This is a genomic window from Amycolatopsis cihanbeyliensis (assembly GCF_006715045.1).
GTDB classification, from domain to species: domain Bacteria; phylum Actinomycetota; class Actinomycetes; order Mycobacteriales; family Pseudonocardiaceae; genus Amycolatopsis; species Amycolatopsis cihanbeyliensis.
Window position 1 is genome coordinate 326231 of record NZ_VFML01000001.1, and the last position, 17711, is coordinate 343941.

A 17711-nucleotide genomic window follows, 5' to 3' on the forward strand; every position below is an offset into this window, starting at 1 on the left:
CGCCCGGTTATCCGGCGAGGTCCCGGCACTGTCCGGTGGCCGGGCCGCGGACGGTGTTGGCGAGCCCGTGGTCGGTCGGCGGCGGGTCGTTGGCGGTGCAGGCCAGCGGGCCGCGGATACCGCTTGCCGCGACCAGCGGTCCGGGGTTCCCGGTCAGCGTCACGGGGCCGCCGATGTCCACGGACTCCAGCGCTACCGGGCCGGACGCCCTGGTCAGCGCCACCGGCCCGCCGACCTCGGTGCCGTGCAGCAGCACCGAGGCGGCCCCGGTGGCGGTCACCGGCCCGGTGATCGAGCCGCCCCGAGCGACCAGGCCGGCTCCGGTGCCGACGGTCACCGGGCCGCGGACGGTGGCGTCGGTCAGGCAGAGCACTCCCTCGCGTACCGTGACCGGGCCGTTGTGTTGCCCGTCGATGGTGCTGGTGCAGGCCGGCCCCGGCTTGCCGAGCAGCTCGAACTCGGCGAGGGTGGCCGGTTTGCCAGCGGTGGCCGTGTCCTCCAGGATCTCCAGCCGGTAGTACGGGTAGTGCGCCGGATCGCTGATCTTGAACGCCCTGGTATGCCTGCGCCAGGTGAATCGTTCGCCGGTGCGTTCGTCCACGGTGGCCCAGTGCTCGCCGTCGTAGGAGCCCTTCAGCACCCAGTTCGCCGGTTCACCGGAGTGGCCGGGAGAGGTGAGGGTGTAGAACGTGGCCCGCTGTTCGGCGCTGTCCAGCCGGTACTGGACCCAGGGATCGTCGCCCGCGATCCCGGCCTCGGTGGTGGACCGGTTGTCGAAGAGGGCCGCGACGTCGGAGCCCGCGCTGCCGGTGGCGGTGCCCTTTCCGGGTCCGGTCAGGTCGGCCAGCGGGTTCGGGGGAGCGTCGCCGGTGGTGAGCGAGGGCGGGGCGGCCCGCTCGCCGGTGCCCCAACCGGACGGTTCCGGACCCAGGTCGAAGTCGAGCACCCCACCCTCGGCGATCAGCTCGTGCGGCAGCGAGGTGGAGTGGTGGGGCTCGCCGTTGACCTCGAGGCCCTGCACGTAGACGTTCTCCGTGCTGTTGTCCGGCGCGTTGATCACCAGATCCTTGCCACCCGGAAGGTGCACGGTGGCCTTGGTGAACAGGGGGGAGCCGATCGCGTAGTCCGGGCTGCCCATCCGCAACGGGTAGAAGCCGAGCGCACTGAAGATGTACCAGGCGGACATCTCGCCGTTGTCCTCGTCGCCGGGGTAGCCCTGGCCGAGCTCGCTGCCGAGGTAGAGCCGGGAGAGGGCCTCGCGCACCAGTTCCTGGGTCTTCCACGGCTGGTCCGCGTAGTTGTACAGGTAGGGAATGTGGTGCGAGGGCTGGTTGGAGTGCCCGTACTGGCCCATCCGGACGTCCCTTGCCTCGCGCATCTCGTGGATCACCCCGCCGTAGGAGCCGGGGAAGGTGGCGGTTTCCGGAGTGGCGAAGAACGCGTCGAGCTTCTCGGCGAGCCCTTGCTCGCCGCCGTGGAGGTTGGCCAGGCCGTTGCCGTCCTGCGGCACGGTGAAGGCCATGTTCCAGCCGTTGGTCTCGGTGTAGTCGTAGCCCCACACTCGTGGGTCGTACTCCCCGGTGGGTACCCGCCAGCCGCCGTCGGCGTCCTTGCCCTGGAAGAACCCGATGCTCGGGTCGAAGGTGCGCACGTAGTTCTTCGCGCGTTCGGTGAAGTACTCGTAGTTCTCCAGGTACTCTCGCTTGCGCGGGTGGTCCGGCGGGGCCTCCTCGTGCAGCCGCTTGGACATGTTCGCGATGCCGAAGTCGTTGACGTAGCCCTCCAGTGCCCAGGACATGCCCTCGTGCGTGGAGGTCGGGGTGTAGCCGAGGAAGATCGACCGGTCCATCCCCTTGCGGCCGACACTGTCGTTCGGCGGGGTGACCGAGGCGTTCTTCAACGCCGCGTCGTAGGCCGCCTCGACGTCGAAGTCGCGCACGCCCTTGAGGTAGGCGTCCGCGAAGGCGACATCGGAGCTGGTACCCACCATCAGGTTCGCGTAGCCGGGGGAGGACCAGCGGGAGATCCAGCCGCCGTCCCGGTACTGCTGGACGAAACCGTCGATCATCGTGCCGGCCATCCCGGGGGAGAGCAGGGCGTAGGCGGGCCAGGTGGTGCGGTAGGTGTCCCAGAACCCGTTGTTCACGTACAGCTCGCCGTCCACGACCTTCGCACCGGTCTCCACCGGCGTGTTCTCCCCTGCGGGCGGGGACACCGGGCTGGCGTAGCGGTGCCGGGGTCGCCGCGCGGTACCGACGTTCTCGAAGCCGGAGTTCGGGTACAGGAACAGCCGGTAGAGGTTGGAGTAGAGGGTGGTGAGCTGGTCTGCGCTCGCGCCCTCGACCTCGATCACGCCGAGCTTGTCGTCCCAGGCCCGCTGCGCGTCCGCGCGCACCGACTCCAGCGTGTCCTCCGGCGCGATCTCCAGTTCCAGGTTCTTCCTGGCCTGCTCGACGCTGAGCAGGGAGGTGGCGACGCGCATGGTCACCGTCTGTGACTCGCCCGCGTCGAACCGCAGGTAGCCGCGTACGTTGTCGCGGCCGTCGCCGGGCAGCTTCGAGCCCGCGGTCACCGGCCGGTCGAAGGTGGCGTAGACGAACAGCCGGGTGGCACCGGCGGACAGTCCGCTCTTCACGTCGGAGTACCCGGTGACGGTCCCGGTTGCCGGATCGAGGGTGAGGCCTCCCGCGTTGTTCACGTTGTCGAAGATCAGGCCGGCGTTGCGGCCGGGGAAGGTGAACCGGAACAGGGCGGCGTGGTCGGTGGGGGCGAGTTCGGTGCGGATGCCGTTGTCGAACTCGACGCCGTAGTAGTGCGGTTTCGCGGTCTCGTGCGCGTGGTCGAAGGACAGCGCGCGAGCGGTGCGGCTCGCGTCCGGGGTGCCAGCCGCGCTCGAGGGCATGACCTGGAAGGTCTGCCGGTCGCCCATCCACGGGCTCGGCTCGTGGCTGACCGAGAAGGCCTGCAGGGTGGGCCGGTTCTCCATGTTGTTCGCCTCGTGGAACCGGTAGAGCCAGCTGGTGGAGCCGGCGTCGGTGACCGGGGTCCAGAAGTTGAAACCGTGCGGGACCGCGGTGGCGGGGAAGTTGTTGCCACGGGAGAAGGTGCCGTTGGACTGCGTCCCCCTGGTGGTCAGCACGTGCTCGGAGGGGCGCGCGTCCGGGTCGGCCGGTTCGGCGGGCGCCAGCCGGATGTCGTCGACCCAGCCCTTCAGCGAGGCCGGGCCGTCCGGGTTGTCGTAGCCGACCAGGATGCGGTCCACGGTCTTGCCCGCGGCCACGGTTCCGATGCCCGAGCGGATCAGGTTCCACTGGTTCACCCCGAGGGAGTCGGCGTCGCCCTGGCCGGTGGGGGAGAGGGCGAAGCCGTACTGGTCGGTGGCGCCGAGCTCGCTGAGGTAGCTGCCGTCGGTGAAGGCGAGATCCACGGCGACGTGGGTACTGGGGTAGCTCAGGTCGCCGGTGATGAACTCCGGGAAGACCTTGTAGGACAGCTCGGTGCCCGCCGCGACCGGGATGTCCACATCGAACAGCTTGTTGTAGGAGTAGCCCCGGCCTTCCTTGGTGTGCGTGCCGGAATAGCGCAGGGCGTGCTGCCCGGTGTAGCCCGCCTTGTCCTTGCTGGTGTAGCCGGCCCGAGGGCCGCCGCCGGGATAGGAGCGCATGTTGGGCAGCGGCGGTGGTGGCGGGTCGTCGTTGGCCAGTACGAGCTCGGCAAGCTGCAGCAGCGGGGCTCCGTGGTTGCGGTCGATCTCCAGCCGGTAGTGCCGGTACGCCTCGGTCCGCCCGATCCGGAACTCCTTGGTCTCGAACCGGGCGCCGAAGGACTGGTCGGTCCGGCTGTCCAGTTCGGTCCAGTCCTCGCCGTCGGTCGAGCCGCTGAGGGTCCAGTCCCGGGGGTCGCGGTCGGCGGCGTCATTGGCCGAGGTGAGCGCGTAGTGGGTGATGTGGGCCGGCTCGCCGAGGGTGAACTCGACCCAGCCGGTGGGCTCCCAGGCCAGCCACTTCGAGTCGGCACTGCCGTCCACCAGGTTCTCGGCCACCTCGCCTGCCCCGGTGTTCTCGTCGCTGGCCTCGATCTCGGTGATCTCGCCGCGGATGTCGCCGGGTACGTCGGTGGCGTCGGCGCCGTTCACCCCCTCGGCCCGCTGCCCACCCGAGGGCAGCGTCTCCACGGTGTCCACCCAGGTGAGCCCGGGCTCGCCCGGTTCGAAGGAAGAGTAGAACTCGGCCGCCGGGGCCGCCGCGGCGGCCGGTGGTGCGGCCAGCAGGCCGGAGACGACGGCGGCGGACAGCAAGGTGCCCAGCAGGGGCCGATCTCGGCGTTTGGTACTAAAGGCGGTTCTGCCCAGCCGCAGGCGCGACCGCCGCTCGTCACTCGCGTCGTATCCAGGCGCCACGAGCCATCCTCCGCAAGCTCCGGATGGCCCCCGTCGTCTGGATCGTGCAGAACCCTCTTGAGGCATCATCGCACCAAGCCTTCTGCTCGGGGACCGGTTGTTCCCTCGCAGACAAGCCGTCGTGTGACATCGATGTCAAGAAGTCTGTGTGATCCTGGCTGAAAACGGACAAGCCGGCGTACGGCGGTGCCTACTGACGCGGCCTACTGATGCGGGTACTGGTGCGGGTACTGCGGGTGCCTGCGTACCGCCCGGTTGGCCATGCTGGTGATCAGCGAACCGATCGCGATGCCGATCACCAGGTAGATCGCGGCGTTCGCGATCTGTGTCTCCAGCCGCAGGGCGATGGTGAACGGCCAGACCACGAGGAACGCCGTGATGAGGGCGATGATCCAGCCGCAGAAGGCCATCGGCCGGGGCGCGAACATCAGCAGCACGTGGGCCAGCGCGGTGGCGACCAGCGCCCCGATCGCCGCGAACATCGCCAGCCAGAGCGCGCCGACGTGGTCGATCGCGCCCTCGGCGTTGCTCGGCGCGAGCACCGGGAGGTCGAACACGCCCTCGACCACGAGTACGGCCAGCACCGCGGTCAGTGCCGCCACCAGTGCGGTGGCCAGCCCGCCGAACCAGAGCGTGCGTGCGTTGACGCCGGGCTTGTCGGCGTCGTCGTACTCCCCGCCGTAGTAGTAGGAGGATTCGGTCACGACTGCTCCTCTCGTGCGGCCCCGCTGAACCGACACTAAGAGTGATCGCGACCACTCGCAACGCGAGTAATGTATAACAGCCTATACAGCACCGCTGTGGCGGCTTCGCCGCCTCGCTCAACACTCGAGCAGGAAGCGTTCCAGTACCCTCGCTCCGAAGCGAAGGCCCTCGGTCGGAACCCGTTCGTCCACCCCGTGTGCCATGGCGCGGTACGGGAAGCCCTTGGGCAGCCACAGCGGGGCGAAGCCGTAGCACTCGATACCCAGCGGGGTGAACGCCTTGGCATCGGTGCCGCCACCCATGCAGTACGGCACGACCACCGCCTCGGGGTCCTCCGCGCGCAGGGCCTGCGCCATGGCGGTGAACCAGTGCGAGTCCACTGAGGCCTGCACGGGTGGCTGGTTGGTCACGAACTCGCGTTCGACATGCGGGCCGAGCAAGGTGTCCACCTCGGACAGCAGGGCCGCCTCGGTTCCGGGCAGTACCCGCGTGTCCACCTGGGCCGTTGCGACGCTGGGGATGACGTTCACCTTGTAGCCGGCGTCCAGCATGGTGGGCGTCGTGCTGTTGCGCACCGTGGACTCGACCAGCGCGGCGGCCGGACCCAGCCGGGAAAGGGTTCCGTCCAGATCGGACAGATCGACCTCGGTGCCGAGTGCCGCCCCGGTGCGCTCGAGGAAGGCCCGCACGGTCGGGGTGAGGTGCACCGGCCACTCGTGTCCGGCGAGCCGTTCCAGCGCCGCGACCAGCCGGACCACCGCGTTCTCGTCGTTGCGCCGGGAGCCGTGGCCCGCCCGGCCGCGTGCGGTGAGCCGCAGGTGCGCCGTACCACGCTCGGCGGTGGCGATCGGGTACAGCCGCACGTCCGCACCGACCCCGCCGGCCGGGGGCACGTGATAGGTGTAGCCCCCGGACTCGCTGATCGCGGCGGCGCAGCCGTCGAACAGGTCGCGGTGCCGCGCGGCGAGCCAATGTGCCCCGAACTCGCCCCGGTCCTCCTCGTCGGCGACGAAGGCCAGCACCAGGTCCCGGCGCGGCCGCCGCCCGGTGTCGGCCAGCGAACCGAGCACGGCGAGGACCATCGCGCAGAAGTCCTTCATGTCCACCGCGCCACGGCCCCACAGGAAGCCGTCACGAACCTCGCCGGAGAACGGGTGTACGGACCAATCCGCCGGGTCGGCCGGCACCACGTCCAGGTGTCCCTGCACCAGCAGCGCGGGCAGGCTCGGGTCGGTGCCCGGCACGCGGGCGATGACGCTGGCCCTGCCGGGCGCGGCCTCGTAGATCCTGCTCTCGATTCCGGCGCCGGCCAGCGCCCCGGCGACGAACTCGGCGGCGTCCCGCTCGCCAGCGGCGTCCCCGTTGCCGCGGTTGGTGGTGTCGAACCGCAGCAGCGCCGCGCACAGCTCGACCACGTCTCGTCTGTTACCCATACTTGCCCTGCACTGCTCCTGCCGCGATCGCGGTGACGACCTTGAATGCCTTCATCGCCTCGGTCATGTCCGGGGCGTCGAAACCGACCCTGCGTACGTCCACCTGCTCCACCGTGGGCACCACCGACGTGGCCTGCGCCAGGTGGCTCGCGTCGAACTCCACCTCGATCCGGTGCGCCGTCCGGTCACCCGCGCCCGCGCCCGCCATGGTCATCGCGCCGCGGGCGGCCGTGGTCAGCAGTTCCGCGGTGCGTGCCGGGGGCAGGCAGATCGCCGCGTACCGGCTGACGCAGTCCTTGACGGCCACCATCGCCGCCTCCGGCGCGTAGTCGCGTGCGTCCGCGCAGGCCCGGTCGTCGCCGGTGACCACCAGCACGGGGACGCCGTGTTCGGCTGCCAACGCCGCGTTCAGCCTGCCCTCGCTGGCCGGAACACCGTCCAGCCAGACCCCGGTGATCTGGTTCTCCAGGTAGGTGTGCGAGAGGACGCCGTCGAACCCGGCCCCCGCGTGGTAGCCGAGGAACACCACACCGTCGACGCCGGAGTCGACACCCTGCATCATCGACAGCGGCTTGTGCCTGCCGGTGAGCATGCGCGCCCTCGGGTCGAGGTCCTCCAACAACAGGTTGCGCTGCGAGGAGTGCGCCTCGTTGACGAGCACGTCCTGCGCGCCGCCCTCGAAGAGCCCGGTGACAGTGGCATTGACGTCGCCGGTGAACAGCGCACGAAACCGACTCCACGGCTCGGTGCCGGGCACCACGTCGTCGGTCCAGGTGACGCCGGTGGCGCCCTCCATATCGGCCGAGATCAAGATCCGCATGGGCGCCAACCTAGCGGGCCGCGCAAGTGCCCGGAGGGCTGTTCAGCCTGACACCGGCTCGCCCGGCCGGGTCGACTACGTTACGGCTTGGCATTGACCGGTGGGAATTGTTGACTTTCGACTTGGACAAGTGGTTACTTTTCGGCTTCGAGGCAGCGCCGCGAGCGTTGAGGAAGACACTGGGAGGAATGTGGTGGTCAACATGCGGGTCACCGGTCGACGGCGAGGCAGAGCGGCGGTCGCGGCGGCGGCAACATCGCTCATGGTCGCCGGTCCCTTGGTCCTGCCGGCGCAGGCGCAGGACGAAACGGTGTTGCGAGTAGCGCTGGTCCAGGAGATCGACCACCTCAACCCGTTCACCGCGAGCTTCGCGTCCAGCACGATGATCGGCCGGATGACCTGGGAGTTCCTCACCCTCCCTTCGGCGGAGGACACCTCGCCGACCGGTGGCGTCGCGGAGTCCTGGCAGGCCTCCGAGGATGGCCTCACCTGGACCTTCGCCATTCGTGAGGGGATGACCTGGTCCGACGGCGAGCCGGTGACCGCCGAGGACGCCGCGTTCACCTTCAACCGGATCATGGATGACCCGAAGGCGGCCGAGGCCAACGGCAGCTACGTGACCAACTTCGCGAGCGTCACCGCGCCGGACGAGCGAACCCTGGTGATCGAGACCAAGGAACCGCAGTCCAGTATGACGGCGCTGGACGTGCCGATCGTGCCGGAACACGTCTGGTCCGGTGTCGAGGACATGTCCGCGTCGAGGACCGACGAGGTGGACATCGTCGGTGTCGGCGACGGCCCGTTCCTGATCACCGAGTTCCGGCGCAACGAGCTGGTCCGGCTGAAGGCCAATCCGGACTACTGGCGGGGTCGGGCCCAGATCGACGAGCTGCAGTTCGTCAGCTTCAAGAATCCCGCGGCCGCGGTCAACGCGCTGCGCAACGGTGAGGTGGACTTCGTCAACCGGCTCACCCCGGTCCAGTTCGACGCGCTGAAGGGTGATCCGAACATCCAGACGAACCAGGCGGTGGGCAGGCGGTACCGGGACCTGCTGATCAACCACGGCGCGCGGAACCTCGACCGGCAGCCGATCGGCGATGGTCACCCGGCGCTGGAGGACATCCGGGTGCGCAGGGCGATCGCGATGGCGATTCAGCCGCGGGAGCTGGTGGACAAGGTGAGCGGCGGCTACGCGCAGGTCGGCGGTGGGGTGGTGCCCGCGATCTTCGAGAAGTACCACTGGGAGCCCGGCGAGCAGGGGCGGTACGGGTTCGACCCGGCCGCGGCGGAAGCGCTGCTGGACGAGGCCGGATACCGGATGGGCCCGGACGGCGTGCGGGTCGGCCCCGGCGGCAAGCCGCTCGAGCTGCGGCTACTCGGCCGGTCCAGCGAGGACTACGCCCAGCGGGCCGCCGAGTACGTCTCGAGCTGGCTGGGCGACGTCGGCATCAGGGTCAACCCGAACCTGGTCTCGGACAACGAGGTCAACGAGCTGAGCTCGGGCGGCGAGTACGACCTGGCGTTCTCCGGCTGGGGCACCAGTCCGGACCCGGACTACGTGCTGTCGCTGCACACCTGCGCCAACCTGCCGGTCGCCTCGGGCAGCAGCAGTAGCCCGGCGCTCTTCTGCGACGACGAGTACGACCGGCTCTACCAGCAGCAGCGGGCCGAGCTGGACCCGGACAAGCGGGCCGGGATCGTACACAGGGCGCAGCAGCGTTATTACGAGCAGATCCCGAGCGTGGTGCTGCAGTACGACAACGCGCTGGAGGCCTACCGCTCGGACAAGTTCGCCGAGTTCCCCAAGCAGCCCGCGGGGACCGGGCAGATCATGGAGCAGAGTGGTTACTGGGGCTTCTACGGGGCCACGCCCGCCGAACCCGCCACCGGCGACGGTGGCGGCGACGACGGTGGCGGGATCGGCACCGGCGGTTGGATCGCCATCGGCGGCGGCGTCCTGGTCGTGCTCGTCGTGGGCGGGGTCGCGCTGTCCCGGCGGGGCAAGTCCGTCGAGGACCGGGAGTAGGGGAGCCAGCGGTTGACCGGCACGGTCTTCTCCTCCGACCTGGAGTCGAACGAACCGGAGCAGCGGGATCCGGACGAACCACGCGGCGGTACCGGTACCGCCCGGTTCGTCGCCCGTAAGCTGGGTGGCGCGCTGACCAGCCTGGTGCTGGTGGTGCTGCTCGGGTTCCTGCTGTTCCGGATGATTCCCGGGGATCCGGTCGCCACGATGACCAGGGAACGCCCGACCAGCCCGGAACAGCTCGCCCAGTTGCGCGAGCGGATGGGCCTGGACAAGCCGATGTTCCAGCAGTTGCTGGACTACCTGGCCGGGCTGCTGCGTGGCGACCTCGGCACCTCCTACGTGTTCAACCGGCCGGTCGCCGCGATGATCGGCGAGCGGGTCTGGCCGACGATCCTGCTGGTTGGCACGGCGACGGTGCTCGCGGTGCTGCTCGGACTGTGGCTCGGGGTGCGGGCGGCGTGGCGGCGCAACAGCATGTTCGACCGGGTGAACACCGGTCTGGCGCTCACCTTCTGGTCGACCCCGCAGTTCTGGCTCGGCATGATGCTGCTGATCGCCACCCAGGGCGCGTTCCCCAGTCGCGGGATGCGCTCGCCGGACGCGCCGTCCGGGTTCTTCATGGCCTCGCTGGACGTGGCACACCATCTGGTGCTGCCCTGCGTGACCCTGCTCGTGGTGGTGTACGCGCAGTACATGCTGGTGATGCGGTCCTCGTTGCTGGAGGAGATGCATTCGGAGTACCTGACCACCGCGCGGGCCAAGGGCTTGCGGGACGACCTGGTGCGGCGGCGGCACGCGGTGCCGAACGCGTTGTTGCCGACGATAACGCTGATCTTCCTGCAGTTCGGCATGGTGGTGTCCGGCACGGTGACGGTGGAGAAGGTGTTCTCCTGGCCAGGTCTCGGCCTGCTCACCTACGACGCGTTGTGGGGGCCCGATTTGCCGTTGCTGCAGGGTGTGTTCGTGATCCTCGCCGGCTCGGTCGTGCTGATGAACCTGCTGGCGGAGCTGCTGTACCGAGTCCTCGATCCCCGGGTGCGTGCATCGTGAGTACGACGAAGAACACGCGTGCGGTCACCCGGCAACGCCGCTGGTCCGCGCTGACCGGACTGTGCCGCGAGTTCGCCCGCAGCAAGGGCGGGTTGATCGGTATCGGGGTACTCCTGGTGAGCGTGGCGCTCGCGGTGTTCGCCCCGCTGCTCACCAACCAAGCGGGGCTCGACGTGACCGAGGTGTCCGGGGCGCCGCTGCAACCGCCGAGCGCGGACTACCTGCTGGGCACGGACGTGGACGGCAGGTCGGTGCTGTTGCTGACCTGGTGGGGAGCGCGGGTCTCGCTGCTGGTCGGGTTCGCCGCCACCGTGCTGTCGGTACTCATCGGCACGGTCGTGGGTATCGCGGCGGCGCATTTCGGTGGCTGGGTCGCGGGGGTGTTGCTGCGGTTCACCGACTTCTTCCTGGTGCTGCCCTCGCTCATCCTGGCGATCGCCCTGTCCACGGTGCTGGAGGGCGGTATCTGGACCATCGTTTTCGCCATCGGGGTGACCTCCTGGCCGACCACGGCGCGGCTGGTGCGGGCGCAGACGCTGACGATCGAGAGCAGGCCCTACATCGAGCGGGCACGGGCACTGGGTGGTGGGCATCTGCATATCGTCGGCAAGCATGTGCTGCCCGCGGTGATGCCGCTGGTGCTGGCGAACACCACGCTGGTCGTGGGTAACTCGATCATCGCCGAGTCCACGCTGTCGTTCCTGGGGCTCGGTCCCGACGTGACGTCCTGGGGCAAGATCCTCGAGCGCGCGTTCAACACCGGTGCGATCGCGGCGGGCGCCTGGTGGTACCTGGTGCCGCCGGGCATCGCGATCGTGGTCGTCGTGTTGTGCTTCACCCTGGTCGGCAGGGCGCTGGAGACGGTGCTGAACCCGCGGCTCAAGGGAGGCTGAGATAGCGTGACAGAGCGTCCGGGAACCGCTGGGACCTGCGGTGACGAAGCGCCGAGCGCGACGTTGCTCCAGTTGAAGGAGCTCGGCGTCACCTACCGCGCGGGTGGTGATGAGGTGCCCGCCGTCCGGGGCGTGGATCTCACCCTGGAGGCCGGCGACACGCTGGGTCTGGCGGGGGAGTCCGGCTCCGGTAAGTCCACCGTGGCGATGAGCGTGCTGCGGTTGTTGCCGAAGTCGGCGAGGGTCACCGGGGAGATCCTGCTCGAGGGCGAGGATGTCCGAACCATGCGCTGGGGCAGGCTGCGTGCGGTGCGCTGGTCCTCGGCGGCGGTGGTGTTCCAGGGCGCGATGCACGCGCTGAACCCGGTGCGCAAGGTCGGGGTGCAGATCGCGGAGCCCCTCCGGTTGCACGCCCCGGATGGGAAGGTCCCTCCGGAGGAGACCCTGCGAGCCAGGGTGGCGGAACTGCTGGAACAGGTGGACCTGCCGACCTCGCGAGCCAATGCCTACCCGCACGAGCTGTCCGGCGGGCAGAAGCAGCGGGTGATGATCGCGATGGCGTTGGCCTGCCGGCCTCGGCTGATCCTCGCCGACGAGCCGACCACGGCTCTGGACGTGATCGTGCAGGCGCAGGTGCTGCGGTTGCTGGGTGGCCTGGTTACCGAGCACGGGATCGGGCTGCTGATGATCAGCCACGACCTCTCGGTCCTTGCCGCGACCTGTGCTCGGACCGCGGTGATGTACCGCGGGGAGCTGGTGGAGCTGGGACCGAGTGGCCAGTTGATGAACAGTCCCGGGCACGCGCACACCAAGGCGCTGGCCGCGGCGTTCCCGACCGTGGGGGACCCGGTGTCCCGGTTCGCCCCGGCCAGTAGTAACCCGTTGCCAGCCGAGCCGGCGCGGGTGCGCTCGACCTCCCCCGCGGAGCCCTTGCTGACCGTGGAGGACCTGCGGGTGGACTTCCGGGCGCGGTCCGGTGGCCGGATCGCCGCGGTCGCGGGTGTTGATCTCGAGGTACGGCGGGACGAGATCGTGGCCCTGGTCGGCCAGTCGGGTTCCGGTAAGACCACCTTGGCCAGGACCCTGCTGGGCCTGCAGCGGCCGACCTCGGGGTCGGTGCGGTTCGCCGGCACCCCGCTGCCGACGTCCAGCGCGGGGCTGCGGGAGTACCGCCGGCAGGTGCAGCTGGTGTTGCAGGATCCGGCGAGTGCGCTGAACCCGCGGCACACCGTGTACGAGGCGGTGGCCGAGGGGCCGCGCATCCACGGTCTGGGCCGAGACGAGCGGCAGGTCGTGGTGGAGGCGCTGGAGGCGGCCGAGCTACGTCCGGCCGAGACCTACCTGTCGCGGCTGCCGCACGAGCTGTCCGGCGGGCAGAAGCAGCGCGTGGTGATCGCGGGCGCGCTCGCGTTGCGGCCCAGCGTGCTGCTGGCCGACGAGCCGGTCGCGTCGCTGGACGCCTCGGTGCGGGGTGAGATCCTTGCCCTGCTGTTGCGGTTGCGCCGCCAGCTCGGCCTCTCCGCACTGGTGATCACCCACGACCTCGGCCTGGCCTGGAACATCGCCGACCGGGTGGCCGTGATGTACCGCGGGGAGCTGGTGGAGGTCGGGCCGGTGGAGGAGGTGCTGCTGGAGCCGAGCCACGACTACACGAAGTCACTCCTCGCAGCGCTGCCCGGCAAACGAGCCGCTGCCGTGAGTTCGCACCAACGCGATGTGTAATCTCAGTCCCCGACATGGCCACCACGACAGACCCGGCGCGGGGGGCTGAGGCCCTGGACGCGTCTACGGACAGAACGGACGTATCCGACGTACGGGAGCCGTCGCGGTTCCCGTACCGGACCATCGCGATGGGGACGGTGGGCAGCACGCTGCTCATGCTCGCCGCCCTCGGCGCGGGCGGGATCCTGATCAGGGACCCGGTGCTCGGGCACGGCCCGCTGTCCTGGATCCGGTACGGCCACGGCCAGATTCTGGCTACCGCGCTGCTGTACCTCGGGTTCGGCCTGGTGGTGTGGGCCTGGGTACGGCTGGGGCGCTACGTGCTGGCGGAGCGGGTCGGCAGCAGGCCGGTCATGGTCGCCGCCGCGTGTTGGATGGCGCCGCTGTTGATCTCGCCGCCGCTGTTCACCAGGGACGTGTTCTCCTATCTCGGGCAGGGTGCCCAGCTGCTGCACGGGCTGGACCCGTACGCACACGGTCCCGCCGAGCTGGAAGTGCTGCCCGACGTGGTGCAGAACGTGCACTCCCTCTGGCAGACCACCCCGGCCCCGTACGGCCCGCTGTTCTTGCTGGTGGCCAAGAGCATCGTGGCGGTGACCGGGAACAACATGATCGCCGGCGTGATCGTGACCCGGCTGGTGCTGCTGATCGGTCTCGGTATGACGATGTGGGCCCTGCCGCGGCTGGTCCGGCACCTCGGCGGCAAGCTCCCGATCGCTCTGTGGCTCGCCATCGCCAGCCCGATGATGGTGATCCACCTGGTCGGCGGCCCGCACAACGACCTGTTGATGCTCGGCTTCCTCTCGGTCGGCGTGCTGGCCGCGCTGGAACGCCGGCATGCCCTGGCGGTCGCGCTGGTGACGGTGGGCATGCTGATCAAGCCGACGGCCGCCGTCGCGCTCCCGTTCCTGGTGTGGATGTGGGCGAGGCACCTGCCGGGCCCCTCGCTGTGGCGCAGGTTCGTCAAGGCGGTGCTGCCCTCACTCGGGATCTTCGGGAGCCTGTTCGCGGCCGGCACCTGGCTGTCGATGGGTTCGTTCAACCTGGGGTGGATCGAGGGCATGCAAGCACCCTCGCTGATCACCAACTGGCTGAACTTTCCGACCGGGATCGGCGAGATCTTCTACACCCTCACCAACCTGGTCGTCGGGGTACCGTCCTCGCCGTTCGTGACGGTGATGCGGGTGGTCGCCTGGCTGGCGCTGCTCGCCGTGCTGGTGCGCTTGTGGTGGCTGGCGCGGCACGGCGGCACCAAGACGGTGTACTGGATGGCGTTGGCGCTGCTTGCCGTTCCCCTGCTGGCTCCGCCGACCCTGCCCTGGTACTTCACCTGGGGGTTCGTGTTGGTCGCCGCGTTCGCGTGGCAACGCAGGCACCTCGCCGCCGCCGTCGGTGTCTCGGTCTTCCTGGTGCTGGTCTACTACCCGACGGGGGAGCAGGCCCTGTACGACTGGTGGTTCATGGCCGGTGTGTTCGTCGCGAGCCTGTACGCCGCGGCGTCGTTGCTGCGCCCGGATCCGCTCGGCCTGGTTGCCGCCTGGCGCAAGCCACGTGCGTGAGGAGTCGGGAGGTCCTGACATGACCGACCAGCAAGTTCACCGAGCTTGCGATCGACTGTGCCGATCCCCACGGTCTCGCCCGGTTCTGGTGCCCGGTCCTTGACTACGAGGTGCAGGACGAAGACGACGGAATCGTCGCCATCGGCTCCCCTACGGTGCCGGAAGGCAAGAACCGCCCGGTCCGGTGCCGCCGGTGTTGACCTTCGCGCACGTGCCCGAGGGCAAGACCATCAAGAACAGGCTCCACCTCGACGTCAACCCCACCGACAGGGAGCGGGACGACGAGATCCGTCGCCTGCTCGGCCTGGGTGCTCGGCACACCGACGTCGGCCAGGGCGACGAGAGCCGGGTCGTCCTTGCCGATCCGGAGGCAATACTCCAGTTGTGACACTTTTCCAGGGCCAGCTTCAACCCTGGGTCCGCCCGTCAACATCTACACCGGTCGGCCGACATAAGCGGCGAGCCGGAGGTACACGTCGGCGTCGTCGGCGACCGCCACGGCCGGTGCGAACGGTCCCCCCTCGCTGCGGTCCTCCGCCGTGAGATTGCGGGTGAACCAGTCGAGGGCAGCCTCAGCCAGGACCGGGTCAAGGTCGTTGCCCCGGCCGGTAACTCGGGAAAGATCCCAGGCATGGACGGTGAATTCGTGCGTGTACGCCTCAAGCAGCTCATGCCCGGTCAGCATTGCCCAGGGCAGGGTGTAATTCTTGCCGAGTGCCGAGTCGGGCTTCCAGACCTGCTCGAGCTCGGCACGAGCGCTGCGAAACGTGTCACCCCAGTGATCGGCGTGGTCGTCGGCCGGATCTGTCACATGGGCCATGCCTTCCCCATTGCCGAGGGACGTGAGCTTGCGCAGGACAGCGACGAGGTGATCCAGCAGTGTCCGCAGGTCGTACTCGGCACACGGCGTGGGCAGGCCCAGGTCGGCGTTCCCCATCGCGTTGATCTGGTGTTCGGTCTGGTCGAGCGCGGCACTCAGGTGCGGCCGCGGATCCGGCGTCGCATCGACTGCGGTCATCAGGCAGGTACCTCCTCGCGCTGGGCGGACGTTCATCGGCGTACCCAACCACGAGGTACCGACAACAATGCGTCCACAAGCCGCACGTGACACGTCGGCGATGGGCCGCATCTGCTCGCAAATGAATGAGACGGCGATACCATTGGCGGCGATGCCCAGAGCGGAGGGGAAGGAGTTCTGCGTCCTCGCCGACCGCCGCCCCTGATCGGAGGCCGCACACCGCGCCAGACCCACTTCCGATCGCCCACCCACACGCACGCGAACACGATCCGGCGGGAGGCGGGAACCATGTCGTCGGAGGTGCGCAGCGCGGAATGGGCCCTGCATCGCCGGGCCGCCTCGGCCTGCGTGGCGGCCCGGGAGGCGGCGGTGGCGGGCGATTTCCACGCCTGGGAACAGGAAGGGGTGCTGGCCGTGTCGGTCACGGACTCCTCGTTGGACTTCCTTTCGACCCTATCCGGGATCGGCAGGGAGACGGTCCCGGTGGCGATCGACCTGGTACGCCGGTCCGTCCGCAACGGCGTGCGGCCGACGGTGGTGGTCTCGACCGAACTCGGCGAGGAGATGGAAACCGCGTTGCGCGCGGGCGGGCTGGTCCGGGCCGGAGATCGCCTCCTTGCGCTCCGCCGGCTGGATACCACGCCCGGATCCACCTCGGGGGCGGACCAGGGCGTGGTTCCCGTCGCCGGGAACGGCGCGGCCCTGGATGCCTTCCTGGCGATCCTGCTGGCCGGGTACGGGGTGGACGGGGTGGTCGCCGCGTTCATCGAAGCGGAGCACCGGCTGCCGATCATGCGTCGCTTCCTCGTGCTGGAGCGAACGGTCCCGATCGCCGCTGCCGCCATGACGATCCACGGCGAGGTCGCCGTGCTCGGTGGCGCCTCGACCCTGCGGGAGTACCGGGGCCGTGGCGCACAGTCGCGGTTGCTACGGCACCGCCTCCGGGTGGCCGCCGAAGCGGGCTGCGGCCTCGCCGTCGCGACAGCCGGGCCCGAGTCGGTCAGCGCGGCCAACCTCCGCAGGGCGGGATTCCGGCTGCATCGGCGCTCGGCCTGGACGAGGGCCTGATCGGCTCGCCAGCGTCGATCTCAGACCGAGGCCGCCCTGGTCCCGTGGTCCCGTGGTCCTGGTGGCTCGGTGAGGTGCTGGCTGCGCGGTCGAGTGCGGCTGCGTAGGCGGCCTGCATCTGTGCTGTGACAGTGGGCCCGTTCGGCGCTGGTTGTCGGCGTGCTTGTGGTCCGAGGTGGGTTTCGCGGAGTTCATTCATGAAGGCTTCCCACACCGGCGGGCCGCCGGTGTGGGAAGCACCTCTCCGCGGGCGGCGTACTCCTCGGTCACCGGGAGGTGTTCGGTTCCCCAGACGCCGAGCTGGACGAAGATCGGCACCAGCTGGATCGCCCGCTCGGTCAGGTTGTAGGTAGGGGCCTGCCGGGATATGAGCGAAACGGGCAACGAGCCTGCAAAGCTGCTGGTCGGGGTAGATGTACTCCGAGGTTCTCGGGCAGCAGGGTGATGGGGTCGGTGTAGCAAAACCCGCGCTCTGTCGGACCGCGAGTGCTGGATAGGCTCCGCTGCGTTGCGTCGGTTTCTTGCTCGGGGTCTGGGTTGTGACGGCGATTGATCGCACCGCGTATCCGCGGTTCAAGAGAGTGGTTCCCGCTCGGGAGTTGGCTGAGGCGTTCACGCCGACGGTCGCCGAGGTTGCGTGGGCTCGGGAGAAGACGCAGAACAATCAGCATCTGCTGGCCTTGGTGGTGTGGCTGAAGTCGTATCAGCGGCTGGGGTATTTTCCGAAGCTGGACGAGGTTCCCGCGGTGGTGGTCGAGCATGTACGCGGCTTGCTGGGGCTGTCCGGCGAGGTGGCGGCCGAGCACGACGCGGGCCGGACCGCGAAGTGGCATCGTGGGCTGGTCCGGGCGCTGGTGGGCGTGAAGTGCCCAGCAATCTCATAGTGACTCCCCGTCTCGTTCGCCGCTCGTGGTGCCGGTGCGACCACCGGCACCACGAGGTGCATGTAGTTTTGTACATACCAGAAGTTCAGATATTTCTGAACACTGCAAAGATGCGGCGAACGACCCTCCTC

At 69.3% G+C, this 17711-nt stretch carries 15 protein-coding genes; 9 read left to right on the top strand and 6 right to left on the bottom strand.

The genetic code is table 11. The features are described 5' to 3' along the window. Nucleotides 1-7: 7 nt before the first annotated feature. From FB471_RS01060 to FB471_RS01075, 4 genes are all read right to left on the bottom strand, one after another. Entirely contained in the window at nucleotides 8-4297 is a 4290-nt protein-coding gene (locus FB471_RS01060) for a GH92 family glycosyl hydrolase (RefSeq protein WP_246076185.1), read from the bottom strand. Nucleotides 4298-4602: 305 nt separating this feature from the next. Then, the gene (locus FB471_RS01065) at nucleotides 4603-5103 is read right to left on the bottom strand and encodes a DUF6069 family protein (RefSeq protein WP_141995498.1); all 501 of its coding nucleotides are present in this window, start codon (nucleotides 5101-5103) and stop codon (nucleotides 4603-4605) included. Nucleotides 5104-5220: 117 nt separating this feature from the next. Then, nucleotides 5221-6537, bottom strand: a complete 1317-nt coding sequence (locus FB471_RS01070; RefSeq protein WP_141995499.1) for a M20/M25/M40 family metallo-hydrolase — start codon at nucleotides 6535-6537, stop codon at nucleotides 5221-5223. Continuing rightward, a complete protein-coding gene (locus FB471_RS01075; protein WP_141995500.1) occupies nucleotides 6530-7357 on the bottom strand; it encodes a M55 family metallopeptidase in 828 nt (275 codons plus the stop codon). Before FB471_RS01075 ends, FB471_RS01070 begins: the two co-directional genes overlap by 8 nt. Before the next feature lie 202 nt (nucleotides 7358-7559). On the opposite strand from FB471_RS01075, the gene FB471_RS01080 reads away from it, so the two are divergent. From FB471_RS01080 to FB471_RS35785, 7 genes are read left to right on the top strand one after another with little or no spacing between them, the layout of a single operon-like run. Further along, on the top strand, nucleotides 7560-9383 hold the full coding sequence (locus FB471_RS01080; RefSeq protein WP_141995501.1) for an ABC transporter substrate-binding protein: 1824 nt from the start codon (nucleotides 7560-7562) through the stop codon (nucleotides 9381-9383). Between the two features lie 39 nt (nucleotides 9384-9422). Further along, nucleotides 9423-10436: an ABC transporter permease gene (locus tag FB471_RS01085; protein ID WP_211358180.1), complete on the top strand. Its 1014-nt coding sequence runs from the start codon at nucleotides 9423-9425 to the stop codon at nucleotides 10434-10436. After that, nucleotides 10433-11329 carry an ABC transporter permease gene (locus tag FB471_RS01090; protein WP_425457013.1) on the top strand — a complete coding sequence of 299 codons (897 nt, stop codon included), beginning with the start codon at nucleotides 10433-10435 and terminating at the stop codon, nucleotides 11327-11329. Before FB471_RS01085 ends, FB471_RS01090 begins: the two co-directional genes overlap by 4 nt. Nucleotides 11330-11335: 6 nt before the next feature. After that, complete coding sequence (gene nikE, locus FB471_RS01095; RefSeq protein WP_246076186.1) at nucleotides 11336-13051, top strand: nickel ABC transporter ATP-binding protein NikE; 1716 nt, start codon at nucleotides 11336-11338, stop codon at nucleotides 13049-13051. 14 nt (nucleotides 13052-13065) lie between these two features. Continuing rightward, on the top strand, nucleotides 13066-14610 hold the full coding sequence (mptB, locus tag FB471_RS01100; RefSeq protein WP_141995503.1) for a polyprenol phosphomannose-dependent alpha 1,6 mannosyltransferase MptB: 1545 nt from the start codon (nucleotides 13066-13068) through the stop codon (nucleotides 14608-14610). 50 nt (nucleotides 14611-14660) lie between these two features. After that, entirely contained in the window at nucleotides 14661-14810 is a 150-nt protein-coding gene (locus FB471_RS35780) for a VOC family protein (protein WP_425457090.1), read from the top strand. After that, nucleotides 14804-14998 carry a VOC family protein gene (locus tag FB471_RS35785; protein ID WP_425457014.1) on the top strand — a complete coding sequence of 65 codons (195 nt, stop codon included), beginning with the start codon at nucleotides 14804-14806 and terminating at the stop codon, nucleotides 14996-14998. The genes FB471_RS35780 and FB471_RS35785 overlap by 7 nt, the downstream gene beginning before the upstream one ends. A 45-nt stretch (nucleotides 14999-15043) precedes the next feature. Here FB471_RS35785 and FB471_RS01110 read toward each other — a convergent pair whose 3' ends face one another. Further along, nucleotides 15044-15628, bottom strand: coding sequence for a TIGR03086 family metal-binding protein (locus tag FB471_RS01110; RefSeq protein WP_141995504.1), 585 nt, complete (start codon nucleotides 15626-15628; stop codon nucleotides 15044-15046). Nucleotides 15629-15916: 288 nt separating this feature from the next. Here FB471_RS01110 and FB471_RS01115 point away from each other — a divergent pair, with 288 nt between their 5' ends. Further along, nucleotides 15917-16696, top strand: a complete 780-nt coding sequence (locus FB471_RS01115) for a GNAT family N-acetyltransferase (RefSeq protein WP_141995505.1) — start codon at nucleotides 15917-15919, stop codon at nucleotides 16694-16696. Nucleotides 16697-16891: 195 nt separating this feature from the next. Here the strand turns inward: FB471_RS01115 and FB471_RS01120 are convergent, their stop codons facing one another. Further along, nucleotides 16892-17080, bottom strand: coding sequence for a hypothetical protein (locus tag FB471_RS01120; RefSeq protein WP_141995506.1), 189 nt, complete (start codon nucleotides 17078-17080; stop codon nucleotides 16892-16894). Nucleotides 17081-17235: 155 nt separating this feature from the next. Here FB471_RS01120 and FB471_RS01125 point away from each other — a divergent pair, with 155 nt between their 5' ends. Beyond that, the gene (locus tag FB471_RS01125; protein ID WP_281287377.1) at nucleotides 17236-17580 is read left to right on the top strand and encodes a DUF4158 domain-containing protein; all 345 of its coding nucleotides are present in this window, start codon (nucleotides 17236-17238) and stop codon (nucleotides 17578-17580) included. Nucleotides 17581-17711 lie beyond the last annotated feature (131 nt).